25 protein-coding genes and 2 tRNA genes are annotated in these 24694 nt (G+C 71.4%); 6 read left to right on the top strand and 21 right to left on the bottom strand.

What is annotated here, in order from left to right; translation table 11 throughout:
• Nucleotides 1-53: 53 nt before the first annotated feature.
• Complete coding sequence (locus tag ACFW1A_RS10100; RefSeq protein ID WP_380407042.1) at nucleotides 54-1151, top strand: DoxX family membrane protein; 1098 nt, start codon at nucleotides 54-56, stop codon at nucleotides 1149-1151.
• A 195-nt stretch (nucleotides 1152-1346) separates the two neighbouring features.
• On the opposite strand, the gene ACFW1A_RS10095 is transcribed toward ACFW1A_RS10100, so the two are convergent.
• The 3 genes from ACFW1A_RS10095 to ACFW1A_RS10085 all read right to left on the bottom strand — a co-directional run bounded on the left by ACFW1A_RS10095 (nucleotide 1347) and on the right by ACFW1A_RS10085 (nucleotide 4064).
• Nucleotides 1347-2090, bottom strand: coding sequence for an NDP-sugar synthase (locus tag ACFW1A_RS10095; RefSeq protein WP_380407040.1), 744 nt, complete (start codon nucleotides 2088-2090; stop codon nucleotides 1347-1349).
• 242 nt (nucleotides 2091-2332) lie between these two features.
• The gene (locus ACFW1A_RS10090) at nucleotides 2333-2785 is read right to left on the bottom strand and encodes a hypothetical protein (protein ID WP_380407038.1); all 453 of its coding nucleotides are present in this window, start codon (nucleotides 2783-2785) and stop codon (nucleotides 2333-2335) included.
• A 187-nt stretch (nucleotides 2786-2972) separates the two neighbouring features.
• Nucleotides 2973-4064: an ABC transporter ATP-binding protein gene (locus tag ACFW1A_RS10085; RefSeq protein ID WP_380407036.1), complete on the bottom strand. Its 1092-nt coding sequence runs from the start codon at nucleotides 4062-4064 to the stop codon at nucleotides 2973-2975.
• Between the two features lie 262 nt (nucleotides 4065-4326).
• On the opposite strand from ACFW1A_RS10085, the gene ACFW1A_RS10080 reads away from it, so the two are divergent.
• Nucleotides 4327-4400 (top strand) — tRNA-Thr (locus ACFW1A_RS10080).
• 75 nt (nucleotides 4401-4475) lie between these two features.
• Here the strand turns inward: ACFW1A_RS10080 and ACFW1A_RS10075 are convergent.
• The 15 genes from ACFW1A_RS10075 to ACFW1A_RS10005 all read right to left on the bottom strand — a co-directional run bounded on the left by ACFW1A_RS10075 (nucleotide 4476) and on the right by ACFW1A_RS10005 (nucleotide 15564).
• Nucleotides 4476-5636 (bottom strand): tyrosine-type recombinase/integrase, encoded by a 1161-nt coding sequence (locus tag ACFW1A_RS10075; protein ID WP_380407034.1) that lies wholly within the window; start codon nucleotides 5634-5636, stop codon nucleotides 4476-4478.
• Nucleotides 5636-5848, bottom strand: a complete 213-nt coding sequence (locus ACFW1A_RS10070; RefSeq protein WP_380407046.1) for an excisionase family DNA-binding protein — start codon at nucleotides 5846-5848, stop codon at nucleotides 5636-5638. Before ACFW1A_RS10070 ends, ACFW1A_RS10075 begins: the two co-directional genes overlap by 1 nt.
• 524 nt (nucleotides 5849-6372) lie before the next feature.
• Entirely contained in the window at nucleotides 6373-7848 is a 1476-nt protein-coding gene (locus tag ACFW1A_RS10065; RefSeq protein WP_380407032.1) for an ATP-binding protein, read from the bottom strand.
• Nucleotides 7849-7850: 2 nt separating this feature from the next.
• Complete coding sequence (locus ACFW1A_RS10060; protein ID WP_380407030.1) at nucleotides 7851-8705, bottom strand: bifunctional DNA primase/polymerase; 855 nt, start codon at nucleotides 8703-8705, stop codon at nucleotides 7851-7853.
• A 233-nt stretch (nucleotides 8706-8938) separates the two neighbouring features.
• Nucleotides 8939-9925: a DNA cytosine methyltransferase gene (locus ACFW1A_RS10055; RefSeq protein WP_380407028.1), complete on the bottom strand. Its 987-nt coding sequence runs from the start codon at nucleotides 9923-9925 to the stop codon at nucleotides 8939-8941.
• Complete coding sequence (locus tag ACFW1A_RS10050; RefSeq protein ID WP_380407026.1) at nucleotides 9922-10185, bottom strand: hypothetical protein; 264 nt, start codon at nucleotides 10183-10185, stop codon at nucleotides 9922-9924. Before ACFW1A_RS10050 ends, ACFW1A_RS10055 begins: the two co-directional genes overlap by 4 nt.
• Entirely contained in the window at nucleotides 10182-10391 is a 210-nt protein-coding gene (locus ACFW1A_RS10045; protein WP_380407024.1) for a hypothetical protein, read from the bottom strand. Before ACFW1A_RS10045 ends, ACFW1A_RS10050 begins: the two co-directional genes overlap by 4 nt.
• A gap of 14 nt (nucleotides 10392-10405) precedes the next feature.
• The gene (locus ACFW1A_RS10040) at nucleotides 10406-10594 is read right to left on the bottom strand and encodes a hypothetical protein (RefSeq protein ID WP_380407022.1); all 189 of its coding nucleotides are present in this window, start codon (nucleotides 10592-10594) and stop codon (nucleotides 10406-10408) included.
• Between the two features lie 244 nt (nucleotides 10595-10838).
• Nucleotides 10839-13103, bottom strand: coding sequence for a hypothetical protein (locus ACFW1A_RS10035; RefSeq protein ID WP_380407020.1), 2265 nt, complete (start codon nucleotides 13101-13103; stop codon nucleotides 10839-10841).
• Between the two features lie 106 nt (nucleotides 13104-13209).
• Nucleotides 13210-13545: an RRQRL motif-containing zinc-binding protein gene (locus tag ACFW1A_RS10030; protein ID WP_380407018.1), complete on the bottom strand. Its 336-nt coding sequence runs from the start codon at nucleotides 13543-13545 to the stop codon at nucleotides 13210-13212.
• Nucleotides 13546-13589: 44 nt separating this feature from the next.
• Complete coding sequence (locus tag ACFW1A_RS10025; RefSeq protein WP_380407016.1) at nucleotides 13590-13928, bottom strand: hypothetical protein; 339 nt, start codon at nucleotides 13926-13928, stop codon at nucleotides 13590-13592.
• Nucleotides 13925-14905, bottom strand: coding sequence for a DUF2637 domain-containing protein (locus tag ACFW1A_RS10020; RefSeq protein WP_380407044.1), 981 nt, complete (start codon nucleotides 14903-14905; stop codon nucleotides 13925-13927). Before ACFW1A_RS10020 ends, ACFW1A_RS10025 begins: the two co-directional genes overlap by 4 nt.
• Nucleotides 14906-15002: 97 nt before the next feature.
• A complete protein-coding gene (locus ACFW1A_RS10015; protein WP_380407014.1) occupies nucleotides 15003-15158 on the bottom strand; it encodes a hypothetical protein in 156 nt (51 codons plus the stop codon).
• Nucleotides 15155-15289: a hypothetical protein gene (locus ACFW1A_RS10010; protein ID WP_380407012.1), complete on the bottom strand. Its 135-nt coding sequence runs from the start codon at nucleotides 15287-15289 to the stop codon at nucleotides 15155-15157. The genes ACFW1A_RS10015 and ACFW1A_RS10010 overlap by 4 nt, the downstream gene beginning before the upstream one ends.
• Nucleotides 15286-15564 carry a hypothetical protein gene (locus ACFW1A_RS10005; RefSeq protein ID WP_380407010.1) on the bottom strand — a complete coding sequence of 93 codons (279 nt, stop codon included), beginning with the start codon at nucleotides 15562-15564 and terminating at the stop codon, nucleotides 15286-15288. Before ACFW1A_RS10005 ends, ACFW1A_RS10010 begins: the two co-directional genes overlap by 4 nt.
• Before the next feature lie 481 nt (nucleotides 15565-16045).
• On the opposite strand from ACFW1A_RS10005, the gene ACFW1A_RS10000 reads away from it, so the two are divergent.
• Entirely contained in the window at nucleotides 16046-16855 is an 810-nt protein-coding gene (locus tag ACFW1A_RS10000; RefSeq protein WP_380407008.1) for a GntR family transcriptional regulator, read from the top strand.
• A 501-nt stretch (nucleotides 16856-17356) separates the two neighbouring features.
• Here the strand turns inward: ACFW1A_RS10000 and ACFW1A_RS09995 are convergent.
• Complete coding sequence (locus ACFW1A_RS09995; RefSeq protein WP_380407006.1) at nucleotides 17357-17974, bottom strand: YdcF family protein; 618 nt, start codon at nucleotides 17972-17974, stop codon at nucleotides 17357-17359.
• 967 nt (nucleotides 17975-18941) lie between these two features.
• Nucleotides 18942-19298, bottom strand: coding sequence for a hypothetical protein (locus tag ACFW1A_RS09990; RefSeq protein WP_380407004.1), 357 nt, complete (start codon nucleotides 19296-19298; stop codon nucleotides 18942-18944).
• A gap of 215 nt (nucleotides 19299-19513) precedes the next feature.
• Here ACFW1A_RS09990 and ACFW1A_RS09985 point away from each other — a divergent pair.
• Nucleotides 19514-19588, top strand: a tRNA-OTHER gene (locus tag ACFW1A_RS09985).
• A gap of 226 nt (nucleotides 19589-19814) precedes the next feature.
• Here the strand turns inward: ACFW1A_RS09985 and ACFW1A_RS09980 are convergent.
• Entirely contained in the window at nucleotides 19815-20213 is a 399-nt protein-coding gene (locus ACFW1A_RS09980; protein ID WP_380407002.1) for a spore-associated protein A, read from the bottom strand.
• A gap of 2455 nt (nucleotides 20214-22668) precedes the next feature.
• Between ACFW1A_RS09980 and ACFW1A_RS09975 the strand changes: the two genes are divergently transcribed.
• Together ACFW1A_RS09975 and ACFW1A_RS09970 are read left to right on the top strand one after the other, a co-directional pair.
• Entirely contained in the window at nucleotides 22669-24018 is a 1350-nt protein-coding gene (locus ACFW1A_RS09975; RefSeq protein WP_380407000.1) for a YcaO-like family protein, read from the top strand.
• Nucleotides 24019-24078: 60 nt separating this feature from the next.
• Nucleotides 24079-24690: a cyclodehydratase gene (locus tag ACFW1A_RS09970; RefSeq protein WP_380406998.1), complete on the top strand. Its 612-nt coding sequence runs from the start codon at nucleotides 24079-24081 to the stop codon at nucleotides 24688-24690.
• Nucleotides 24691-24694: the final 4 nt, after the last annotated feature.

Here is a 24694-nt window from a genome sequence, read left to right as displayed (position 1 = left end):
GATCAACACCACCAAAGACGTCCGGCGCACGGCCTGACTCTAACAAACGACCGGTGCGGCCCGCCTGGAAGCCCACCGGCGAACTGCCCGAGCACTCGGCGGTGGCGGCGGCGACCGGCGAGCCGAGCCGGCACGCCTGGCACCCGGGCCGCCGGGTCGACCTCGGCCTGGTGCTGCTGCCGCTGCGGCTGCTGCTCGGCTCGCTCTCGGTGTACGCCGGGTTCAGCAAGCTCTGCGATCCCGTCTACTTCGACGGCGGCAGCCGCGGCTCGATGATGCGCTGGCTCGCCTCGCTGCACCCGTGGCAGGTGGCCCGGCCGCTGCTGGACTTCGCGATGGCCCACCCGGTCGGTTCCGGGCTGGCGGTGGCCTTCACCGAGGTCGTGGTCGGCGTGCTGACGCTGCTGGGCCTGTGGCAGCGGCTGGCCTCCGCCGCCGCGATGGCACTCTCCGCGGCGCTGCTGTTCACCGTCAGCTGGCGGGCCGTGCCGGTCTACGACACGCCCGACCTGATCTTCCTGGCCGCGTGGAGCCCGCTGCTCATCGCCGGTGCGCCGTTCGCCTCGCTGGACGGGCGGTTGGCGCTGGAGGCCTGGCGCCGGTACGGCCCGCAGGCGCCCAGGGCGGTGCGCCGGCGGGTGCTGCGCCGGGGCACCGTGGTGGCCACCGTGGTGATCGGGATGACCCTGCTGCTCGGCTCGCTGCTGGGCGCCGCGGTGCGCTCCAGCGCCCGCACCCAGCCGGGCACCCCGCCGCCCACCGACTACGGCACGCCGGTCTGGCCGGCCAACGGGGTCTCCGGCACGCCGCACCCCTCGGCCACGCCGTCGGCGCCGCCGTCCACCTCCGCCGCGCCGTCGGCGCCGGCCACCCCGTCGGCCCCCGCCAGCCACAGCGCCAAGCCGCACCCGTCGGCCACCGCCCGGAGCACGGAGCCGGGCCAGACCGGCGGTCCGGCCGCCGGTCAGCCGACCCCGGGCAGCACGCCGGGCGGCTCCTCCGGCTCCGGCAACCGTGGCCCGAAGCCGAGCCCGACCGGTGGCAACCTGATCGGCGGGGTGCTGGGCAGCGGGCCGCCGCTGCAGCTGCTGCCCGCGCCGCTGGGCATGCCGGGTCCCGCTGGCGGGGCGGCGCAGCGGCCGGTGGTGTGACCCCTCGGCCGGTGCACGACCGGGCGGGTGGCTCCCTCTCCTGACGGTGGGGGCCACCCGCCCTTCTGCTTCTCCGGGGGCCGTGGACTGCTCGTCGGGGCTGCTGACGGCTCGTCTGGGGGCTGCTGGCGACCCGTCAGGCCTGATGGCGCGAGTGCTGGTCGCGCGCAGCCCGTTGGCGGCTGTCGACAGGCCCTAGGCCTGCTGGCTGCTCGCCAGCTCCTTGGCCGCCTCGGTGAGGTCCTTGGCGGTGTCGATGGCGCGCCAGTAGACGCCCTGCGGGAGCTGGTAGCCGGCCAGCCGCTTGGCGCGGGCGAGTTGGGGGAAGGTGGTGCGCTCGTGGTCGCCCACGTCGGGCAGCAGCTCGGCGAAGCCGGGGGCGAAGACGTAGAGGCCGGCATTGATCAGGAAGGGCGAGGGCGGGGCCTCGATGAAGTCCAGCACATTGCCGAACCGGTCGGTCTCCACCGCGCCCCACGGGATCCGGGGCCGGGCCAGCGCGAGGGTGGCCAGCGCGTCCCGCTCGTGGTGGAAGGCGGCCATCTCGCGCAGGCTGAACCTGGTCCAGATGTCGCCGTTGGTGGCGTACCAGGGCTGGTCCGGGCGGGGCAGGCCCTTCGCGGCGAACTTCAGCCCGCCGCCGCGGCCCAGCGGTTCGGCCTCCACCACGGTGCTGACCCGCAGCGGCAGTTCGGTGCGGTCGAGCCAGGCCTGCAGCACGTCGGCCAGATGGCCGCAGGAGATCACCACGTCCGTCACGCCTTCGGCTGCCAGCCAGGCGAGTTGGTGTCCCACGATCGGGGTACCCGTGCCGGGGATCTCGACCAGCGGCTTGGGTCGGTCGTCGGTGTACGGGCGCAGGCGGGAGCCCTGTCCGCCGGCCAGGATGACGGCCTGGGTGACGGCGGGCGGGGTGCGGGGGTACTCGATGCCGGTCATGTGGGCAGGATAGGCCCGGGTGGCCGGGGGGACGGCCGACGACCCGTGGTGGCGCCGGAGTTGGGGCGGGGCGCGTCGGGCGGGGCGGGCCCGATCGGCGTGGGCCCGACGGCGGGCTGCCGGCGCTGCGCGCAGCGTCAGGCGCGCCGCTGCAGGGTCAGGCGCGCCGCCGTAGGGTCGGGCCCGTCCCGCCGTAGGGTCGGGCCCGTCCCGCCGTAGGGGCAGGCCCTACGGCGGCGGTCTCAGCTGCCGATGCCGGCCGCGAACGAGCCGTCGCAGACCGGGCGGGCGAAGGACCGGGCCCGCTGCACGTCGCCCTGGTACTTCTTCAGCGTCGCCTGGCCCAATTCCTTGGCCAGCGTGGTGCAGTACGGGGTGAGCGCGGGCTGCTCGTGCATCGAGCGCTCCAGCAGGTCCAGCGCGGAGGCGGCGCCGCGGGTGCGCAGCTCGTCCATCAGGTCGGCGCGCAGCGCGTCCTGCGGGGCCATCCCCGGGTGCTGCTGGGTGGCGGTGCCCGCACTCGCGGTGCGGCCGATGCCCGGCCCGGCGCCGCTCGCGGCGGCGACCACCTGCTGGTCGTCCCCGACGGGCGGGGCCCAGGCGACCCGGGTCACGGCGAGGGTGCCGGTGGTCACCAGGATCACGGGCAGGGTGAGGGCGATGGTCTGGCCGATGCGGCGAACGAGCTGCTTCACGCCAGCGAGGTTAGCGCCGTGTGAGGGCCCGCAGACACCGCGTCACACGGACGAGTGACGAAGCAGCGAGCCCCGCCGGACGGGTGTCCGACGGGGCTGCGGCAGGTGTTCTAGCGGCCGGGTGCGGGTTCGCCCGGTCGGCCGCGGCGGCGCCCCCGTCTGCCGGGGCGCACCGTCACACAGGTGCTCAGGCGCTCAGGCGGGCACCCGTGCTGGTGGAGAAGACGTGGGTCTCGCCACCGGTCGGGACCACGTGGATGGTCTCGCCCTTGGCCGGGATCTGACGGCCGTGCACGCGGACCACGATGTCCTTGTCCTCGCCGCTGACCTTGGTGGTGCCGTAGACGAAGCCGTCCGCGCCGAGCTCCTCGACCACGTTCACGGTCACGGCCACGCCCTCCAGGCCGCCGCCGGAGACGATCTCGAAGTGCTCCGGGCGGATGCCGACCGTCACGGTCTTGTCGCTGCCGGCACCGGCCAGGTCGTCGCGCGAGATGTTGATGACCGAGCCGCCGAACTTCACGCCGCCGTCCACCAGCGGGACGTCGACCAGGTTCATCGCGGGCGAGCCGATGAAGCCGGCGACGAAGACGTTGGCGGGCTTGTCGTACATCCGGCGCGGGGTGTCGACCTGCTGCAGCAGACCGTCCTTGAGCACCGCGACGCGGTCGCCCATGGTCATGGCCTCGGTCTGGTCGTGGGTGACGTAGACCGTGGTGATGCCCAGGCGGCGCTGCAGGCCGGCGATCTGGGTACGGGTGGAGACGCGGAGCTTGGCGTCCAGGTTCGACAGCGGCTCGTCCATCAGGAAGACCTGCGGCTCACGGACGATCGCGCGGCCCATCGCGACGCGCTGGCGCTGACCACCGGAGAGCGCCTTCGGCTTGCGGTCCAGGTACTGGGTCAGGTCGAGGATCTTCGCGGCCTCCTCCACCTTCTGGCGGATCTCGGCCTTGTTGACGCCGGCGATCTTGAGCGCGAAGCCCATGTTGTCGGCCACCGTCATGTGCGGGTAGAGCGCGTAGTTCTGGAACACCATGGCGATGTCCCGGTCCTTCGGCGGCAGGTGGGTCACGTCGCGGTCGCCGATCCGGATGGCGCCGCCGTTGACGTCCTCCAGGCCGGCCAGCATCCGCAGGCTGGTCGACTTGCCGCAGCCCGAGGGGCCGACCAGCACGAGGAACTCGCCGTCCTCGATGTGCAGGTCCAGGGCGTCGACCGCAGGCTTCTCGGTCCCGCTGTAGAGACGGGTCGCCTTGTCGTAGGTCACAGAGGCCATGACTGTGTTCTCCTTCACCGGCAGGAACGTGCCGGACGATCCGAGTAAAGGTGGGGTTGTCGCGCCGCCTGCTGGTCTAAACCAATCAGCTGACAGCGTCCCCCGAGGCTACCTGCCGATTCGTCCGATTGTCAGCCCCCCTCTCGTACCGTTCCGATCACGCCCCCCCACTCGCCCCGCCGAATCCATCCCCGAGCCCCCCACCCCGCCCGGTAGACTGCCCCCGGTACCGCCGTGGCCCCGCGCCGCGGACGGTCACCGTGCCTCCTTAGCTCAGCTGGCCAGAGCACCGCTCTTGTAAAGCGGGGGTCGTCGGTTCGAACCCGACAGGGGGCTCAGTGCGAAAAGCGGAAAGAGGCCCAGGCCGGCGGGGACACCCCGCTGAACCTGGGCCTCTGGCTTTGCGGCTCGCTATCCCTCCCGTGCCCCAGCCGTGCCCGTAGCCTCCGGTGGAGCGTCCTTCCTCAGCGACTGCCGAGCAGCGTCGCCCATCCTGTCGGCGATGGCGCGGTCCCGGTCACTGGTCATGTGCTGGTAGATCAGCGCGGCCTTGGTGGTGCTGTGGCCCATCCGGGTCATCAGCTCACGGGTGCTCGCACCGTTCTGCGAGGCCAGGGTGTTCCCCGTGTGCCGGAGGTCGTGGAAGTGGACCTCCCCCGAGACGCCAGCCTTTGCTCGGGCGGCGATCCAGTCGTCCCGGAAGTTGCTCCGGCGCAGCCTGCCGCCGCGCGGTCCGACGAAGAAGTGCCCGTCCTGGCCCGCCGCAGCGTGGCGCTCAAGGTGGTGCTCCAGGTCCGGCACGATCATCTCCGGGAAGGCGACCGGCCGGAATCCCGCCCGGCTCTTCGGTGCCTTCGTGAGGAGCTTGCCGCTGCTCAGCTCGGCCTGATTCCGGCGGACCCAGAGGACGCGAGTCGCCGGATCGACGTCCCGCCGGCGGAGCGCGGCCAACTCGCCCAGCCGGAGCGTGGTGAAGGCAGTCAGGAGCACGAGAGCCCGCCACTGCGGCTGGATCGCGGCGGCCACGGCGTAGACCTCGGGCACGGTGAGCACGGGCCGCTCCGGCACGTCGTAGGCGTCCGCTCCGGGAATCCGGCAGGGGTTGCGCTTGATCAGCTCGTCGTCCACTGCCGTGGTCATGATGGCCCGCAGCATCTGGTACGCCTTGACGACGGTCGGCTCGCCAACACCGCTGTCCAGCAGCTTGGTTCGCCAGGCTCGGACGCGCGGCGGGGTGATCTCGGAGACGAAGCGCTCGCCCAGGGGCGGCTTGATGTGGAGCCGGAGCACGCCTTCGTACCGCTCCCGAGTGGTCTCCTCCAGCTTCCGATCCTTGAGCCAAGTCGTGGCGTACTCGCCGAAGTTCACCTTCCCGGCGTCTGGGTCGGCCCACACGCCCCGCGTGATGTCGGCCTCCAACTGGCTGAGTCTGACCTCGGCATCGGTCTTGGTGGCGTACGTCTCCTCATCCGGCCGGCGCTCGCCTGTCTCCGGGTCGTAGTAGCGGACCTGCCAGCGGCCGGAGGGGAGCTGGCGGACGGAGCCGAAACGGCGACGGTTGTTCCTGGGCATCAGGCGGCGCTCCTGCGGGCGGGACGGCGTGCGGCCAAGGGCTGCACGGTGTTGGCAGCGATGAGCTGGGTGACAGCGGATTCGGGGATGCGGACAAGCCGGCCGACCTTCACGAAAGTGATCCGGCGCTCCTCGATCAGGCGGCGGGGGAAGCGCTCGCCACTGGTCTTCCAGGTGCCGAGCAGGACCGCGACCTCCTGGACGGTCAGCAGGCGGTCCGGCTGCGTGGGCTCGGGCTGGCCGCCGGAGGCTGTGCGGGCCGAGCGGCGAGTCTTGGGCGTGGCGGTGGTCATGCTCGGGTCCCTCCGTGGCACGGGTAGCGGTAGCTAGTGCGTGTGTTGTCCGAGGTGGGGATTTCTGCGTCATTGCGTCATCAGCGTCATGTGGGGCTGTGACCTGGGGCTTTGCATGACGCAGCAGTCAGGGCGTGCGTCATGGGTGCGTCATGGCCTGCGTCATCGCATGACGCACATGACGCAGGATGACGCAGCGCCCGGCGCCTGCGTCATGGCCTTTCGTGCAGGTCAGGAGCCGTTTTCCGTCCCGCATGACGCACATGACGCAGGATTTCCTACTTAGGAAAAAAGGAGGGGTGGCTGTTGTAGTTCAGGGCCCTCAGGGCGTGAAGAGGGAGCCGCTGCGCGGCACGACCTTTGAGCGGCTTCGCCGAACAGCAAGAGGAGCACCCCCCGGCGCGGCAGCCGGTGCTCCTCTTGCTGTTCAGCCGTGACCTGGGTCAGAGCAAAGGGTGCTGCTCGACCGACGGCGGGGCGGCCGGGCGGGTCAGTTCGAGGTACCGGCCCTCGAAGGTCCGGCCAGCGTCGAAGAGCACGCCTCGGGCCGCCAGCGTCGGCTGGAGCCGCTTGAGCCGGTCGGACAGCACCTTGCCGGTCGTCGGCCACCCCTTCGGCAGCGGACGCAGCTCCGGGCCGCTGTAGACCCGGCTGAGGAGCTGCAGCCACTCGGTGGAGGTCATGCGCTGGGCGGCGCCCGGGGCGATGGTCTCGGCGTGCGTGAGGACGGTCTGCGCCAGCAGGTCGCCCTCGATCACGTCATCGTTCAGGTCGTCCAGGCTGGCCCGGTAGGCAGGCAGCGCGCCGAACCCGGTCGCGACGTCGAGCTGTGCGCACAGGTGGGCGAAGTCCGCCATGCGCAGGTCGGTCGGGGTCTCGGCGTCGGCCGCGCGGACCTTGACCGTGAGGTCGAGCAGGGAGCCGAGCACGACGGGCAGGGCCTCTTCGTAGTCCGCCCACAGAGCGGCCTCGGTGACCCGGGCACTGGGCCGCTCAAGCCGGAGCGGCAGGAGCCGCTCGGCCAGGTCGGGGCGGATGACGCCGACGTCGATGCCGGTCAGCAGCAGGGGGCGGCGGTAGCTGGAGCGGTGGACGTCCCCGTCGGTGAACAGGGCCCGCTTGACGCTCTCGGCGCCGGTGACGATGCAGCACATGGCGTCGGACAGGTCCGGGGTCATGTGGGACAGGTTGTCCAGGGCGGTGACCCACCCGGCCGCGACCGCCGCGATGAGGTTCTCCTCGTCCTTCGGTGCCCGGCGCAGGTCACCGGTCATGCCCTCGATGATCCGCACCAGCATCCGGCCGCCGGTGGACTTGCCCGCGCCTTGCGGGCCGGTCAGGAACGGCGCCGGGACCGGCACGGACGGTCCCAGGCAGCCGATCAGCCACGCCAGGGCCAAGCACTCGGTGGCCGCGTTGGCGAAGTTGGTCAGCCTCAGCAGCAGGTCGATGCCCTTGCCGTCGGTGTCCTTGACGGGCACCGGGAGTTCTCCGGTGAGCTGGGTGCGGCGCCAGCACACCTCGCGCGGGTCCGGGGTGAGGATGTCCCAACCCTTGCGGTGGATGCGCACGGACAGCCCGTCGGCCCGGCCCAGGTCCAGCCAGGTGGCGCCGTCGAAGCCGGGGGCGACGCGGATGTGGACGGGCTGCACCTCCTCCGTGAGGGCGAGTGCCTCGATCAGGTCGAGCGCTTCCTTGATGGCGGTGCCGTTGAATGCGCCGAGCCCGTCCCGGTACAGGCCGACCATGAGTTCTTGGCGGTGGCTGCCGGTGGTGCCCTGGGAGCGGATCGGGCGGGCCACCGGGTGGCCGGTCTTCTGGGCGTAGACGGTGCCGTCGGCGGTGCGGAAGTACCGGAAGTGGGCCTGCGCGTAGTCGGTGATGATCGCGCGCGCCGGGTTCTTCTCGTCGTCGGCCACGGCTACATCCCCAACCGGGTCAGCGCGTTGGCCCAGGCGTCGGCGCAGTGGCGGGGCGACTCACCCTTGGCCTGTGCCGCGGCGAACAGGCGCTGTGTGTGGGCCTCGGTCAGGCAGCCGCACCGCCCGTGCATGGACAGCACTGCCAGGAACGCGCCGAACACGGTCGCGTGCACCGCGCCGGCCGCCTCGCGGATGCGCTGCTCGGCCATGGCGATGCCCCGGGCCAGGAAGACCGGGCTGCGGTGCGGGCACCGCCCGCCCCCGGCCGGCACGGGCACCGTGACCGGCCCCGGGCGGGCCGGGGCGGGCTCCCTCACCACCAGGGCCCGGACTGCGTCCGGCAGCGCGGTCAGGGGGCCGGTGCCGGGGCCGAGCCACCGCGTGTAGGCCATCGTGGACTTGATGTCCACGCCGGGCCGCACCCGGTTGGCGGAGGGCATGACGCCCCGGTACAGCCAGTGCTCGCCCCGCGTGGTGGCCACGGTCCGGGTGGCCGGCAGGCTGGCCCGGGCCCACGCGATCGCGGCCGCGTCGTCCAGGTCGACGACGGTCAGGCCCGCGCCACCGGGGTGGTAGGCCACCCCGGCCGCCTCCCGCCACGGCGCCGCCCATGCAGAGGAATCGATGATGTCGGGGTCGGTGGTGGCGGCGGCCCAGCCGTGACACGGGGCCGGGCACAGGCAGGGGCCGGGGGTCTTCATGTTCGGCCGGCCACCGCATGCGTTGGCGGTGCAGTCCAGGCAGTTGCCGAACGGCACCTTCCCGACGCGCAGCGGCAACGGAGGCACGCCGGAGGTGGCCAGGGAGAGCGCGGTCGACAGGTGCTCTCCCCGGATCGGGGTGGCATGGGTCATGCTGGGTGTCTCCAGTTCTCCAGTGAGCGTTCTGGATCGGCGGCGGCCCCGGTTCTTGGCAGAGGGGGGCCGCCGTTGTCGTTCAACTGCGCTTCGGCGCAGACCTTGTGTGAGGGGCGGCGCCGGTCGTCGCGCAGTGGTGTGGGTCTGCCGCACCAGCGGCAGGGCAGGTCCCGGTACGGGTCGAAGTGCTTCGGGTCGCGCCAGTCCAGGAGCGCCACCTCGGCCGCCGGTTAGCCGGTCGGGGCGAGAGCGGCGGCAAGGACAGCGGTCGCGAGCGTTACGGGGACGGCGTTGCCGATCTGCTGGCCGATGTCCCCGCCGGACCACGGGTGGTCCGGCGGAAAGGACTGCAGCGCACCGGCCTCGGCCCAGGACAGCCGCTCCAGCTCCCGGCCGTCCGCGGCCACCAAGCGGTTGCGCCGGACCTTCCCGGTCACGGTCGCGGCGGGCTGGTCCCACGTCCGCCGGCCCCGAGCGGCCGGGTCGCCCCCGGTGCCGTAGTTGCTCACCACGGTGAACGGGTGCTCGCGTCGGAGGGCCTGACGCATGCTCATCCACGGCCGTAGGGCCGGGTCTCCGCTGTCCTGCGGGACGCCTGCCCGGTAGGCGCGGTGTGTGGGTGCGGGGAGGGTTGCGGGGCCGTCGAGTCGGGCGATGAGGACGGCGCGGCGGCGGGACTGCGGTACGCCGTACTGCTCGGCCCGCAGTACCCCGCACACGGTCGTGTAGCCCTCGGCCCGCAGGATCCGGGCGAACGCGGCCCACACCGGCAGCACCTGGGGAACCTGCTCCAGCACGATCGTCCGGTACGGGTGCCCGGTGTCGGCGGCGGTCAGGGCCCAGCGCAGGGGTTCCAGGACCAGCCGGGTCCGGTCCTGTCCGGGGTCGGTGACGTGCCGGGCCACCGGGCGTCGCTGGGCGAGCTGTTCGGCCAGGTGGACGATGTGGTCGAGTACCCGGCGGCCGGCGCCGTTGCCGGCGACGGAGAACGGCTGGCAGGGCGGGCCGCCGACCAGCACGCTCGCGGTGGGGAAGTCTGCGGGACCGAAGTCCCGCACGTCGCCCTCGATCGTGGCGAGGCCGGCGGCGCGGCGGGTGGCGCACGCGTCGGGGCTCCACTCGATCCCCGCCGGCCGCAGCCCGAGCCGGGTGGCGGCAAGGTCGATGCCGCCGGGCCCTGCGAACAGGTCCACCATGTTCGGGTCGGTGTCGGTCATGCGGCCCGCCGGGTGTGCAGGTCGATGACGGGGGCGAGGCGGACCGGCGGGGCCGGGACGGGCGTGGGGGCGGGCTCGCGTCCGCCGGGCGGGGTGCCGCCCTCCTCGCCCTGCTGGGCACGCTGCCCGGCGGACCAGGCGAGCACGTGCCGGGTGGTGGCGGCATCCTTGTCGCCGGCGCGGGCGCAGCACACCCACACCGCGACCAGGGCGGCGGCCGTCCCGCCGAAGGCGAGCTCGGAAATCTGGTCGGGGGTCACGGGTTCACTCCTCCGGTGCGGGTGGCCAGGGCGAGGGCGTCCATGACGCTGGTGCCGAGGTCGGCGCAGCGCTGCTGGATCGCGGCCCAGGACTGCGGGTCGATGCGCATGAGGGCTGCGAGGGCGGCGGTGGGGTCGTGGTCGGCGGCGGCGGTGAGCGCGTCGGTGAAGTGGGACGCGGCCAGCGGGCGGATGGCGGGGGCCATGGCTGGTGCCTTCCTCAGTGGTGGTTGACCGCGTCGACGAGCGCGGTCAGGAGGTGGTTGAAGGGGTCGGCGGCGCCGGTGCCGGCAAGCTCGAACCCGGCGACGAACAGCAACAGGGCGTACCCGGCGCCGACGCGCTTGGTCCACACGGCGACGACGGATCCGCCGATGGCGAGCACGGGCAGGGCGATGGTGACGATCACGGGGGTGCTCCTTCCGAGCGGTTTCGGGCAGCACGGGGCGGGGCCCGGTGGACGGATGCCTGTCCGGGCCCCGGAACGGCGGTTTTCGCGGGAACAGGGGGGTGGGGCGGGGGATGTGTCGGATCTGTCGGAGGGAGGGTCTGTGCTGGCAGGTGCCGGTTTTGATGTGTCGGGGTATCTGTCGGAGCCTCCGACAGATCCGACAGATGCCGGAGGCCGTTCCGACAGATCCGCCGACAGATCGTCAGGCGCCCAGCGAGCGGTTGCGGTAGGCTCCGGCCGCCGCGAGGAGGTCGGCCAGGAAGACCCCGCGTCCCTTGCCCCACGGGCGGGCCTTGGCCCCGAACTCCCCGAGGGCGCGACCGAGAGTGACCGGGTTCAGGTCCGCGAAGTCCCCTCCCTGGCCGTTCAGCTGGGCCAGCAGCTCGCCGGTCGTCATCGCGGTCGCCTCAGCGCTGGTGATGACGTCGATGGCTGCGGTCAGCAGCGGCGGCAGGTCCGTCTCCTGCGCGGCGTCGATGTCGTCCAGGTCCTCGACCTCGACCCGGACCCGGTCGATGCCCCCGGACAAGGGGACGGTCAGGTCGACCTCGGCCATGGCCAGGGAGTCCTGGTCCAGCTGGACCAGTCCGGCCGCGAGGCGTTCGGTGCCGCGCTTCTCGGCGTCCTCGTCGTCCAGGTAGGCGAAGCGCTGCGGGATCGGCTCGACGTGCTCCCCGCCGCGCACGTAGGCCACCGAGACGTCGTTGAGGACCTTGCCCTCGGCCGGGCGCAGCTTGTGCGCGGCCCAGCCCTCCCCGAGGGCGCCGCCGTCGAACAGCTGGGTCACGTCCTGCGGCCGGCACGCCAGCGCGATGCGGGTCTGCACGGCCGCCGGGTCCGCCGAGCCCAGGAACGACTTGGTGGCGCCCTGGGCGGCCATGATGACGTTGACCGCGCTCTTTCGCCCGGTGCGGATGATCTCGGCGACCAGATCCCACAGACCCGCCGCCACCAGGGCCGGGTACTCGTCGATGATCAGCACCAGCGCCGGGTACTCCGGGGAGGGCTCCCAGTTGCGGCCCATCCCCAGCCGACGGAACAGCCGCGGCCGCGTCACCGACAGCGCGAGCGCGTCCTCCAGCAGCCGCTTCGCGTCCGCCTTGTTGGTGGCGCGGCGGGCGATGGCGTCGCCGAGCGGGTCCAGGCCGGCGCCGGCGGAGCCGAGGTCGATGTCCCACACGACCGCGTCCTTGCAGGCGGTCAGGTACTCGGCGATGTCCAGCAGCCCGTTCGACTTCCCCGACCCGGGCCCGCCGACCAGCACGGTGTTGGTGCGCAGGAACGGCAGCAGCAGCGGGTGCTGGTCCAGCCGCATCCCGAGGTCGGCCCTGTCGTGCACGGACACCGACTTCGGCGCCCGGTACGGCACGGCCTTTTGCCCGCGCCACGGGTCCTTGCCCAGGGCGCGCAGGGTGAACAGCGGGCGGGCCTTCGCGGACTGCTGCACCAGCAGCGACCCCGGCCGCGCCACCAGCGACGCTTCCAGGTCGTCCAGGCGGGCGGTCACGTCGGCGGGCTTGGCCTTGTACAGCTGCACCTTGGCCTCGAAGCCCCAGGCGTGCCCGGTCACGTACAGGTCGGCGACCTGCAAACCGAGGTCCTCGGTCAGCGCGTCGCGCAGCATCTGGCCGAACGCGCGCGGCGTCATCCCCGGGTCCAGCACCAACTCGGACCGCTCGGAGAACACCTCCGCCTCGTCCAGGTCGGTGCGCCGGCCCCGCCACGCCGCCAAAGCGACGGTCAGCAGGGTGGCGCCGGCTGCTCCCCACCAGCCGTCGTAGCCCATGGCGGTCAACTCGCCCACGGCCACGGGGCCGTAGGCGAGGGAGCCGCGCAGGAGGCGGGCCTTGCGGGCGGTGCGCTTGGCGTCGGCGTGGTCCTTGACCGCGCGCTCGACGTCCTCGTGGGCGCGCTCGGAGGTCTTGCGGGCCCTGTCCCGGTCCAGCACGGCGAACCGGGCCGAGCGGGCGGCCGAGCGGGCCGCCTTGGCCTGGATGCGGGCCCGCTCGGCGGCGGCCTGCACGTAGATGCCCTCGGTGCCCTGCACCCACTCGTGGGTGCGCCGTATCCCGCGCACGGCCCGGGGCAGGACCCCGTGCGTGGTGCGCTGGCGGGCGGCGAACTTGCGGGCCCGGCGACGCATCCGGCGGGTCATGTAGCGGGCGCGGTCGCGGCGTCCCTGGCCGGTGCGGATCCACACCGGCCACCACGGCGCGTCCCCCTCCGGGTCCGCCTCGTTCCAGCCGGCGGGCACCGGGTCGGCCGGGGGCAGCACGGTGCCCTCTATCGGGGCGGGGGTGGGGATGGTGTCGTAGACGGAGTGCCCGTCCGGGTCGGTGGACCCGGTGCGGGCGGCGCGGGCCCGGGCCAGGTCCAGGATCTCGGCCACCGGCCCGCCGTCGGCCGTCATCTCGGCCTCCAGGCGGGCGAACAGGGCGTCGTGCCCCTCGCGGTCCTCGTGGTTCACTTGCAGTCCTTCCTCACAGCTCAACAGCGGTTGGGTGGTGCGGGAAAGACCCGGGACGGGCCGACCGGCCGCCAAGCAAGGGCGACCCGTTCCGGGGTGTGAAGGATCAAGCCGCGGCGAGGGTCCAGCCGTCGGCGCAGGGCACGCAGGTGCCCAGGTGGAGCGGGAGCACGTAGCCGGCGTCCCGCCGGCAGGCGGGGCACAGGCGGCGGGCCCGGTTGGCGGCGGCCAACGCCGCCCTGCGGCCGGGGGTCATCGGCCGTACGGGCTTGGCCCGGTCGAGCCGGTAGAGGTAGGCGAACACGGGCTCCCCGCGGCTGAGCCGCGAGCGCCAGCCCACCTGGGCGACCACGTCCTGACCGCCCGGCCGCAGGCCACGGGCGCGCAGTTGGCGGCGCGTCAGGAGACCCTCGGGGGCCAGCTTGCGCGGATAGGTCGGCATCCCGCCATGCCGGGACCCCTCCGGGTCCCAAAAGCGGCCGCGGCTCACTGCTCGGTGTCCTTGGGCGGGTCGTAGTAGCCGATCAGCTTCACCGGCGCGCCGCCGAACTCCCCCAGGGCGAACAGCCATCCCGACTTCGCGTACTCGTGTCCGGTGACGGTGGCCGGGTCAATGTCCAGCGCCTCGCGCCACTGCTCGAAGCCCGACACGTCCTTGGGGAAGATCAGCGCCACGCCCCAGCGCGCCGTGAGCCCCTGCGTGTCGATGATTCGCTCAAGGCCCGCGTCCGGGCAGGGCAGGTTGCCGAACGTGCTCAGGAGTCCGAGCAGCGCCCCCGCGGCGGACAGCTGAGCAGCAGGGGTCAGATCCGTAGCGTTGGTCATGATGCGATCTCCTCGAACTCCTCGGCCGCCGGGACGGCGGCCATGACGACGTTGCGGTGTTCGGCCTTGCTCTGTTCCTGGTAGCGGGCCGCGACCCATCCGGCGGACCAGCCGGTCAGCTCGGCCGCGGTGCGCTGCGGCAGCCCGCTCTCCCGGGCGGCCCGCACGATGGCCCGGGCCTTCGCCTCGGGCAGCCGCTCGGTGGCCGGGCCGGCCGACAGGAGTTCCTGCCGGACCCACTCAACGGCCTCGCGCTCACGGCGCTCACGCTCGCTCACCTCGCGCTCACGACGCTGCTGCTCGGCCCGCTCCCGCTCCTCGCGCCGGGCCTGTTCGGCACGCTCGGCCGCCTCACGCGCAGCCACCGCGTCCCGCTCCTCGCGGACCAGCCGGGCCTCGTGCTCACGCTGCTCACGGCCGAGCTGCGCTTCGTGCTCGCGGCGCTGCTGGTCGCGCTTGTCGGCCGCTTCCCACTCGGCCAACCGCTCCGCCCGCTCCTGCCGACGCTGCTCGACCGCACGCTGCTCGCGCTCGGTGCGCTCGGCCCGCTCAGCAGCCGCATGCGCGGCCAGCGCGGCGGCGATCGCCCGCCGGTAAGCCAACGCGGCCTCGGCCGTGACGATCAGCAGCAGCGGCGCCACCGAGTGGACCACCACCCCCACCGCATCCTTGTGCAGCGCCGACAGACCCGTGTTGAGCAGCACCGTCATTAGCCCGGTCATCCACCGCAGCACCACGGGCCAGCGCCCGCCGCTGCCACCGAGGCGGGCGAGGGTGCTGTCCATCCGGACCACGATCACCACCGCCGCATCCACCACCAACGGCAGGATCGGCGCCGTCCACCGCCACCCCACCGGGGTGTGCGCGGCCATCAACGGGGTCACCGTGAGCACGCTGTACAGCACCGCCCCGAACGTGATCACCCACGTCCCGAAGCCCAGCATTCGCTCGGCCGAACGCACCTGATCCGGAGTCACCACGGCGCTCACCGCGACCACCCCCAACGCCGCCGTGAGCGGGCGATGAGCACCCGCACGGCAGCCGTGAGCACCACCAGAACCCAACCGATGTCCGTCACGGCCGCCCCCTCTCCCGGGCACGGACCGTGCGGGCCAGGTACTGCTCGGACTCACCGCTCAGCGCATCCACCACCAGTACGACCGCGACCAGCACCGCCAGCGTCACCCGCGACCGGGCCGCCAGCACCAGCCACACCACCGAGCGCGTCACCGGACACCCCCGAGCGAATCGGCCCGCTCACGCGCCAACCGCGCCGCCTCAGCAGCAGCCGCGGCGGCCGCCCGCGCGGCCTCGGCCGCAGCGGCGGCCCGCGCCACGTCCTCCCGGGCCTGCTTGCTCACGCCGCCACCGCCGACCACACCGGCCGCCGACCCGACCGCCGACCGAACCGCATCGGCACCGGGGCCATCATCAGCAGCGCACGGGCGAACTCCGCCGCCTGCGGGTCCTCCTGGTCCAGGTCGGCCAGGATGTCCCGGGCCGCGTCCAACCGCGCCGCCCGGCCGATCTCGCTCTCGCCCGGCACCCCGGCGAACAGCTCCACGTCCACACCGAGCGCCAACTCGGTGAACTCCAGCGCCGACACAGCGCGCTGTCCTGCCACAATCGACTTCACGGGTCTACCTCTTCTGCTGTCGTAGGTGGGCCCGCAGGGGCTGCCGCGCTCCGGCCAAGGAACGCGCGGCAGCCCCGCTGCATGGGCCCAGCCACTCGTCAGTCGCGAGCAGCCATGACCCCCGACCCGCAGTTGGGCAGCACGGATCGGGGACCAAAGACACTCGAAACAGGTGGCGCAGCACCGCGCGAAAGGGGCGGTGCACCCCGACCGCAAGGCGACAGGTCGGGGGTGAGAGCCGAAGCTCTCGGAGCACTCTGTTCAGTTCTCAAGGATCGACGATCACCGCAGTCCGTAGGCGTGCGGCTAGGCCGCCTTCCCGGACAACCGCAGGTCGCGGTGGCAGAGCAAGCAGCCCAAAGTGAGCCCTCTCGCTTCGCAGTCCTAGGACTGCGCTGCCGTGGAAGACGATGCCATCCGGTGTCCCGACTGTCAACAGTCCTAGGACTGTGGTTCACTTGCATGGGATCGAGGAGGTCACATGGCGCCGAAGTGGCGAGAGCTGGCAGACCGGCTGACCGAGCGAATTAGAAGCGGCGAGTACGCGCCGGGGGAGCAGCTGCCGCACATCCGCACGCTGGTTGAGCAGGGCGAGGGGTCGAAGGCCACGGTTCACGCGGCCTACAAGGCGCTGGAGGCGGAAGGACTGGTCAGCTCGTCACGAGGCCACGGGACCATCGTTCGACCGCAGAGCCCGCTCAAGCGGATCGGCATCGAGCGGTACGACAAGGTGAAGTGGCGTGATGCGGATGAGGTGGCGTTCGTCGCTGACCGCGTTGCGTCCGGCCGGGCCTACCGGCGTGACGAGCAGACTCAGACCGTGTCCCGGATCGTGGCCCCGCAGGTCGTCGCTGCGGCTCACAACCTGCCCGCCGGATCGGAGGTGTACGCCCGCGCGCGCCTGGTCAAGGAGGGTGAGCAGCCCACCCACACCCTGACCAGCTACTACCGCCCCGAGCACGTGGAGGGAACGCGACTGGTCGACCCGACTCCCGGTCCGGCCGGCCGTGGCGGTGGCTTCCGAGTGCTGTACGACGCCGGCTACGAGATCGACCACATGCGGGAGGAGCTCTTCGCGCGGGCCGCGACCCCGGAGGAGGCCAAGATGCTCCAGCTTCGCTTCGGGGAGCCCGTTGTGGAACTCCACCGGACGACCTACACGGCCGACGACACCGTGGTCGAGTTCGCCATCGGGGTGCACGCCGCCTCGTATTTCGCTTGGAGCTATGACTTCCAGGTTCCCGACAGTCGGACGATCCGTAAGGATGGGAGCGAGACGGGCGAGCAGTGAGCTGCTCTCAGGGCGCGCCTAAGGTGGTGGCTGCCAGCATCCGTCAGTCAGGGAGGTAGCAACGTGCCGAGTGAAGGCAGGCCCCGCGCGATCGACACCGCGACCATTGGCGCCCCGGCCGACATTCCCCCTGCACACATCACTGACCTGGCTGAACGGCGTCACCGCCACATTGCCCGACTGGCTGGCACCGTCACGGCTTGGGGCGCCCCGGAAGCTTCCGACGCACTTTCGGCGCTTGCGTTGGGCGTGGCGATTGCCCGGGAGGTTGACCAGGGGCAGCCCCTTCTCATCCGTGAAGCGCGTCGGCGTGGAAGCTCATGGGAGGACATCGCCGCTTCCCTGGACCTGAGTCCGGCCGACGCTCGCACGCTCTACACAGCATGGGTTGAGACCCTGGGTCCCGTGGAGCGAGAAGAAGCGCGCCAGCTGGCTGGCTAATGATCTGCAGCGCCCCCGAGAGAGCCTCCCGGGGGCCCTGATTTCTCTCCCGCGGCTTCGTCAGTCACGAATCAGGCGACTGTCGAACCCGGCCGCGCGCAGGCGCCCGAACGCGGCCTGCACGGTGCTCGGCACCTCCTGCGGGATGGCGAATCCCTGGGCGGGGTACAGCATCACCCTTTGCAGGGCACCGGCAAGCATGTCGATAACCAGCTTCGCGTCTCCGATCCCGGCGACGTAGTCGTCGAAACTCACCGGCTCCGAAGAGCACACCACCTTTACGTCGGGCCACAGCCGCCGGAAGGTGGCAAAAGACCGTCGCTCCTCGTACGGCTTGCACACGACGAGTACTGACTCGATCGGTACGTGTGAAGCGGACAGCAGTGCACGTGAGAACTCGACGTTCTGGCCGGTGTTCGTGGCATCCGGTTCGACCAGGATCGCCGACTCGGGGACGCCAAGGGCCATCGCGTGCTCGCGGTAGTGAACCGCCTCACCACGCGGGAAGCGCGCTGCCGTGGTGGGGCTCGTTGCCCCAGTAAACAGCAGTACTGGGAACAGGCCATCCTTGTAGAGCGTCGCCGCGTGCGTGGCTACTCCCAGGTCGTGACTTCCCAACCCGATCCCCGCCGAGCAGGGCTGGAGAGAGTGGCGCAGTAGTTGGTAGTCCCAGACCATCTGTGCATCAGTCCAGTCGCGAGATGAGATCTCCCGCTGACCACTGTCCCTGTTCATCGAGCTGGTCTCTCCCGATCGCCAATGGTGGCCGCACTCCATACCACTGCCTTCCGCTCCCCATAGCGGGCCCTGCCCAGATCTCTCCGAGTTGGGAGCCAGACTCCATAGAGGCCAGCTCTATAAGTCAAGGCTCCAGCAGGATCCGCCATAGCCGGAGAGGCGAGAGCTCGCTCGGGGCCGACTCCAGCGTGAAGTCGAGAGTGCCCACAAGCCGCTCGCTGGCCTTGTTCCGCAGATCAATCTTTGCGATCACGAGGGTCTCGGCCCCCTGTTCGCAGGTAAAGATGTCGTCTAGGGCGCGCTCCAGTGTTCGGACTGCCACGGCGCCGCCTTGTCCGCGATGCCTCGTTGAAACGGCAATCGCACGCAGTAGTCTCACTGGCCCTTCATGAGCCTGGCGTTCTCGTAGGTTCCTTAGCGACTCGCCAGGAGAGAGGCGCGCGTGCAGGAAACAAGCGCAGACCTCATCCGAACACTGCTGGCCCAGGACAAAGCGGTCACCGGCCGCACGGTTGCCAGGGACGCTGGCTGTTCGGATGCCCGTCTGGACGTCAAGTTCCCACGGCCTCGGGTGAGGCAAGGCACGGCGAGATAGAAGCGTCGACTTTTTAGCAGGATCCGTACAGGTGAACATCTGGATCGCTCGTTTGTCGCCCCGGTCGGCCTCTCGCCAGGCGAGCGTGTTCAAGCCAGGATCCGGGCCTTCCTGCGCTTTACCCGGCCAGCGAGAAGATCTTCGGCAAGAGTCTCCGCTTGCTTAGTCGTGAGCGGAGCGCTGACGAGAGCGTTGTAGTCGTAGCTCGGCACGGCAGTGGTGCCGCTCACAACCGAAGGGTGTACATGCACGGTCCGTGTTGTGGCGCTTGAGATCACGCGTTGCCGGGCTTCGCGAGTTACCACGAGTCCGTTAAGACTCACCGTCGACATCCGAATCGCCTCCCTGCGCCTCGTCGTACTGGGTGGCTGCGTTCTGGAGCAACCCAATCAGTTCATCCAGTCTGCCCCGCGTGAGCATGTAGCGCCCGAAGATGTTCACGTCAACTACGCCGAGATCGTGTGGTCCGCCCTCAGAAAGATCAACCGCTGCGGTGATCACGGGAGGGGCGGCGTGGCCGATGCTCAGGTAGATGGCGTCCGGTGAGCCTCCTACAGGCAGCCCCATCGAGATGGCGAACTGGTTGGCGGGCTGCGTCGCCGGCTGACCATCGGGCCAGCGCAGGCGGAGCATGTAGCTGGCGAACTGCGTCGGCTCGGATTCGGTCACGTCGACAGTGTTGCATGGGGCATGTCGAAGAGAGAACAGGCGCGGGGCAAAGGGATGGGCTCTCGCACTTGCCCGCATGGCGTGCCGTCTGGGCGCCTGCCCATGAGGTGGCGGTCGGCGTGCGCGTGCCCCAGCCGTGCCCGATCGGAAGGGGGACCCCGGGGAAGAGAGGCTGGTCTCGGTGAGGAGGCACGGGAGGACCGTAGTAGAGCAACGCCCCAGGTCAGGGTCAGGCTCGCACGCCAATCCTTGTAAAGCGGGGGTCGTCGGTTCGAACCCGACAGGGGGCTCGCGTAGGAAGCAATGCGACCGGCGCCCGAAGGGCCGGCTCGCCGGAGTGATCCGGAGAGCCGGCCCTTTGCTGTTGAACGCGAAGAGCCCCGGGCCGAGCCGCCCGCCGGGACGGCGGGGCGGTCCCGGACCGCGCCGCTGTCCCGGCGGGGCTGCACGACGGGGGTGGCATGCGCGGCACGGCAGGACGTCCTGGACGGCTGGCGCAAGCGGTCACGGGTGTGGTCAGTTGCAGTGCGAGTTGAACTGGTTGTTGATCTCGCCGTCGATGCTGCCCTGCCAGTCGATGCACGAGTGCGGCGCGTGGACGCGGACCGGGCCGGCGTAGGTCGTGTAGAAGTTGTTGTCCTCCACCCAGGTGCCGCCGGAGAGCCGGATGCCCGCGTCCATCGACTTCAGGTACGAGCTCGGGTTGCTGCGGATGGTCACCACGCAGTTGTAGCCGTTGGAGCTGTTGTAGGTGAGGAAGATGGTTCCCTCCGCCAACGGCAGCGTGTCGATGACGGAGTAGCCGCTGCCGCAGGCGCCGTTGTAACTGGCTGCCGCCTGTGCGGTCGTGGGAATCGCGACGAGCATCGGTCCGGCGATGGCGGCGACGGCAACGATCTTCTTCAGGATGTGCATGGCGAAACAGCCTTCTTTCGGGAAAGGGAAACGGAAGGGATGCCCTCGGCCGCTGCCAGGGCGTTGGAGTGAGCGTGTTCCGCGGACAGACCGGACTGCCGAGTCCCCGGCGCCGGATTGACGAGGCGCTCCGGTACGAGTCGGGGCGCATGGCGTCGGTCCGCCCCGCCGGCGCAGCCGGCCAGGGACCTCGAGGCGCGCGGACATCGGCGGATGAGGCGGAGGTGTTTCTTTCCGAGCGGGCATCAGGCGTGCTCGGCCGACCCGAGGGGCTCGGGTGGAGGCGGGAAACGGGTTCTCGGGCTCCCGGCGCGGGTGCGCTCATGTGGCCGGGGGAGCCGTGGGGTTGGGTTCCTGATGGTCTTGCACGAGGACGAGGCACCAGCCACGCAGGGCCGGCGCGTGCCGCGGGGCGCGTTCGCAGACACGGCGCAGGTTCGCGACTGCCGCATCCGGAGTGGCGGCGATGATCGTGGCAGCGATGCGACAGTGGTTGGGGTCGACGCGGGCGCGGAGGTGTTCCACCCGGTCTTCGTGTGGACTGTGGACCCGGATCGGATCGGTGACGGTTTCGGCCGTCAGCTGCGATGGCACCGGATCAGGGCGGATGAGAGCCACCGCGACCAAGTGCGCGGAGTCCGACCAGCTCCATGCCGGTGTTGCGGGGCGGATGCCGTCCCGGTCGAAACCGGAGTCGGTGACGCCGCGTTGATCGGTCGGGCGATCTCCGACGACGCCGCCTACGGCGGTGGTGCCCAGGCCGACGGTGAGTGCCGGACTATGGCGGTGCAGTGCATGCGATGCGTATCGAGTGGCCCACGACTGTTCTCCCCTGCTTCGTCACCAACGCTGTGCCCGTCAATGGTTCGCGGAACTCGTCCCGGTTCTTGTGGCGTTCCCCGCTGCTGAGAAAGATCCTGCCGTCCACATGTGGCGTTGTCACGACTGAAGAGGTGGCATCAAGGCGCTTGGCAACTAGGTGCAAGATCATCCAGAAGGAGTCGTCGCGCTCGGCGCACCGAACCTCTCTCGTCCTGCCCCTGAAGGGTGAAATACCTGGTCCGCGGGCGCCAGTCACGCAACAGGGCCCCTCGACGTCCCGCACGAGCCGGCCGAGCACGTCTCGTGGCTGATCCCTACCCGAAGGTGTGAACTCCGATCGCGTTGGCGGAAGTTGAGCTGCCTCGACCAGGCCCGGCCGGTCCTGGCGCTCGCCGCGCGAGCGGGCCGCGGCGACCTTGGTGCGGGCGACCGGAAGGGCTTCGCCCTCCGGTGCGGGGCTGCTCGTCAGGTTCTCGGGGATGAAGCCTTCCTTCGGAGCAGTGGTGATCAACTCGCCGGACAGCAACTCGACGTGGCGAGGCGCGTCCTCAGCCGGTGGGTGTGGTGGGTGGCCGGGTGGGCCGTGGCGCCGGCGTGCCCGTCCTGGTCCCGCCGGGAAGGACTCGGCGTGCCCCGGGCGGTGGTTCGAGATCACGAGTCTCGGCGGACTCGCGGCGTGTCGGGGCCAGTGGCGCCACGGGTCACGAGCGTCGTCCGACCGTCGGAGGCCCCGTCGGGGTCCTGATCCGGCCTGTCCGACCGACGGCAGCCGAATCTGTCCGAAATCAGCGTGGGATGTGTCTGAACATCGTCGCGCGCCGCACCGCTGCACCGCCGGCGACGGCTTGCGGGGACCGGGTGGCGGATTTTGTGAAGCGCGCGGCGCATATTCGCCCAGTCCCGCCGCAATAGTGGTCGCTCGGGAATACCGGTAGGCGGAGTTCCGGATCGGCAAGAGGCCGCTCTCGGGCCGTGCTGAAGGGGATCTCGGCAGTACGCGATCGGTGCGGACGGGGTCCGGAAGGCGTCATTGGTTGTGACCGAGCGGTGGTGTTGGTGAGGGCTTTGGGCCGGATCACCTGCCACGGAGTCGAAGGCCTGCGGGAGGGACAGCGGGGGTTCTGTCGGGGCGGGGCGGGGCACCCCGCCGGGCCGTCACGGGTCGGCCGGGCGCTCGACGGCGATCCGCTCTTCGGGGTTCCGGCGGCGTCGCGGCCGACGCCCCGGCAGCCCTTCTCCAGGCGGTCGGCGGCGTGGTCGGCCTCCGTCGGGGGGCGACCCCGATGCGGTGTTCGCGCAGGTGGGAGCGGGTTCCGCCGGCCGGGCCGGCCAGGTGCGGCCCGGCCGAGGAGCAGGTGGCCGAACCGGGCGGCGGAACCCGATGTCACCTCTTCGCCGGGGCCGATTCCGACGCCCGGAGGGGCCGGTTCCGGGGGGACGCGGGGCCGCGGACACCGCCCGTCCCGACCTGGTCCTTCGGCCGTCGGGTCGCCCCGTGGCGGTCCGGCTCGCCGCCGCCGGGGGAGGAGTTGGATCAACCGCCAGTCGTGGATCGTCAATCGCCCAGCACTTGTGTACGTGCACCCACTGTACTTACGATCATGCCGAGCCATAGGGGACGGGGGAAAGATCCATGGTGATAGGAAACAGGTCTGTCGATTTAGCCGCAGCCGAACTGCGGCGCATCACCTCGTTAGTTTCGCCGTACGGCCTGGTGTCGCGCACGAACTCGGTGCCGGTCGCCGACGGCGATCCCGACTTCGCCGTCCACGTGTCCAGCATCGGCGATCCGTCAAAGGTGCTGGCCAGCCTGCGGAATTGGCGCAACGACGGCGACATGGGCAACGTCAACGGCGTCGGCAGCGCGCTGAGCGGGGAACGCGCCCGCCTGGTCTCGATCGCCGAGGCGCTGGAGCGGTACTCGGTCTGCTCCTGGCACGATGACGAGATCCTGGTGGCGGCCGAGGCGGACCTCACCGAGGAGTACGTGTCACCCGCCCGGTGGCCGCAGTGCTCGGCCCGCGAATTGGCCCGTGACGACTGCGGGTTGGTCCCGTACGACCCGTCGGTCCCGATCCGGTGGGTCCGGGCCTGGTCGCTGACCCGCCGAACCCCCGTGCTGGTGCCGGCGATCGCGGTCTACCTGCACATGACGCCGCAGTCGCCCTCGGAACTGTTCACCCGCGGGGTCACCACCGGCGCGGCCGTCCACTCCGATGTCCGCAGCGCCGTCCTCGGCGGTCTGCTGGAGGTCGTCGAGCGGGACGCGCTCTCCCTCTCCTGGCTGCTGCGCCTGCGGTTGCCCGAGCTCTCGGTCGATCCCGACCTCCTCGACGCGACCACGCGCGCCCAGCACACGGCGGGGACCTCGCGCCACCTCGACGTACGGCTCTTCGACGCGACCACCGACTTCGGGATCCCGGTGGTCTACGCGATCCAACTAGCGGCCCACGAAGACTCGTTGGCGCAGATCGTGTGCGCCACCTGCGATCTGGAGCCTGCGCGCGCGGTCGGCAAGATCTACCGCGAGCTGGCAGCCCTGCGCATCGCGCTGCGCGACCACGTCCGCCGCGCGCCGGTGAGCCGCCCCGACGAGGGGACGGTCAGCGTGATCGGCTCGGCGGCCTACAACGCCGCCATCTCCCGCCGCCACGTCCTCGGCCACCTGTTGGAGGGCGAGCGGGCGGTGCGGGGCCTCGACGAGCTGCCCCGCCTGCCCGTCGGCGCCGATCCGCTGGCCACCGCGGTGTCCCGGCTGGCGGAGCGGGGCGCCGAGGTCCTCGCGGTCGACATCACCACGGACGAGGCGCGCCAGGTCGGCATGCACGCCGTCAAGGTGCTGGTGCCCGAGGCCGTGCCACTGTCCTTCATCCACAGCGAGCGCTACCTCGGCACGCCGAGGTTGTACGCCGCGCCGACCGCGATGGGCTACGGGAGCTACGGCGAGGATTCGGTGAACCCGGAACCGCAGCCGTTCGCGTAGCGCGTGGGACGGGACGGGCGGCGCAGAGACGGCGCACCAACGTCACGGGGAGGAGAAGAAATGTCGTCCGAAGAACCGCTGGACTGTCTGTACCTGGTCCGGGACGCGTTCGGGGAGCAGTACGTCGAGGCCCACGGCCTCGCACCCGCGGTCCGCGTCACCGGCAGCGAACTGCCGGCCGACGCCCGACTCGACCGCGCCGGGATGCTCGTGGTCGTGCACTCCGGTCGGTTGGAGGAACTGCGCGACGCGGTCGACCGGTTCGGGTTCGAGCGGGGCGTCCCGACGGTCGGGCTCGAGCTGCTGCCGACCCGGATCGTCTGCGGTCCGGCCGTCGTCCCCGGTGCCACCGCCTGCTACGCGTGCTACCTGCGGCGCATCGAGCAGCACCGCGACCCCGGGCAGCCGTACCGGCTGGGCGAGGCCACCCGGGGCCTGCCGGAGGGCTTCGGCCGCCCGCACCTCGCGATCGCGCACGGTCTGCTGACGCTCGCGCTGGCCGAGTTGCGAACCGGTCCGGTCGGCCTCGGCGGCACGGTGCGGTCGTTCGACCTCGTCGCCGGGACGCTGTCGACCGCGTCGACGGTGACGGTGGACCGCTGCCCGCGGTGCAGCGGACGGCTGCGCGCCCCCGCGGCCGACGAGGTGAGCGCCTTGGTCGGGCTTCCGTAGGTCT

It is taken from the genome of Kitasatospora sp. NPDC058965 (genome assembly GCF_042741245.1).
In the GTDB taxonomy this organism is placed as follows: domain Bacteria; phylum Actinomycetota; class Actinomycetes; order Streptomycetales; family Streptomycetaceae; genus Kitasatospora.
Note: the sequence above shows the minus strand (reverse complement) of the source record. Positions and strands in the feature narration are given on the sequence as shown.

Excerpts from the sequence above, each read along its gene's own strand:
- ACFW1A_RS10060 (WP_380407030.1), bottom strand. The coding sequence starts at position 8,705 with ATGACCCATGCCACCCCGATCCGGGGAGAGCACCTGTCGACCGCGCTC.
- ACFW1A_RS09995 (WP_380407006.1), bottom strand. The coding sequence starts at position 17,974 with ATGGTCTGGGACTACCAACTACTGCGCCACTCTCTCCAGCCCTGCTCG.
- ACFW1A_RS10030 (WP_380407018.1), bottom strand. The coding sequence starts at position 13,545 with ATGCCGACCTATCCGCGCAAGCTGGCCCCCGAGGGTCTCCTGACGCGC.
- ACFW1A_RS09970 (WP_380406998.1), top strand. The coding sequence starts at position 24,079 with ATGTCGTCCGAAGAACCGCTGGACTGTCTGTACCTGGTCCGGGACGCG.
- ACFW1A_RS10025 (WP_380407016.1), bottom strand. The coding sequence starts at position 13,928 with ATGACCAACGCTACGGATCTGACCCCTGCTGCTCAGCTGTCCGCCGCG.
- ACFW1A_RS10000 (WP_380407008.1), top strand. The coding sequence starts at position 16,046 with ATGGCGCCGAAGTGGCGAGAGCTGGCAGACCGGCTGACCGAGCGAATT.
- ACFW1A_RS10055 (WP_380407028.1), bottom strand. The coding sequence starts at position 9,925 with ATGACCGACACCGACCCGAACATGGTGGACCTGTTCGCAGGGCCCGGC.
- ACFW1A_RS10085 (WP_380407036.1), bottom strand. The coding sequence starts at position 4,064 with ATGGCCTCTGTGACCTACGACAAGGCGACCCGTCTCTACAGCGGGACC.
- ACFW1A_RS09980 (WP_380407002.1), bottom strand. The coding sequence starts at position 20,213 with ATGCACATCCTGAAGAAGATCGTTGCCGTCGCCGCCATCGCCGGACCG.
- ACFW1A_RS10095 (WP_380407040.1), bottom strand. The coding sequence starts at position 2,090 with ATGACCGGCATCGAGTACCCCCGCACCCCGCCCGCCGTCACCCAGGCC.
- ACFW1A_RS10045 (WP_380407024.1), bottom strand. The coding sequence starts at position 10,391 with ATGGCCCCCGCCATCCGCCCGCTGGCCGCGTCCCACTTCACCGACGCG.
- ACFW1A_RS10075 (WP_380407034.1), bottom strand. The coding sequence starts at position 5,636 with ATGCCCAGGAACAACCGTCGCCGTTTCGGCTCCGTCCGCCAGCTCCCC.
- ACFW1A_RS09975 (WP_380407000.1), top strand. The coding sequence starts at position 22,669 with ATGGTGATAGGAAACAGGTCTGTCGATTTAGCCGCAGCCGAACTGCGG.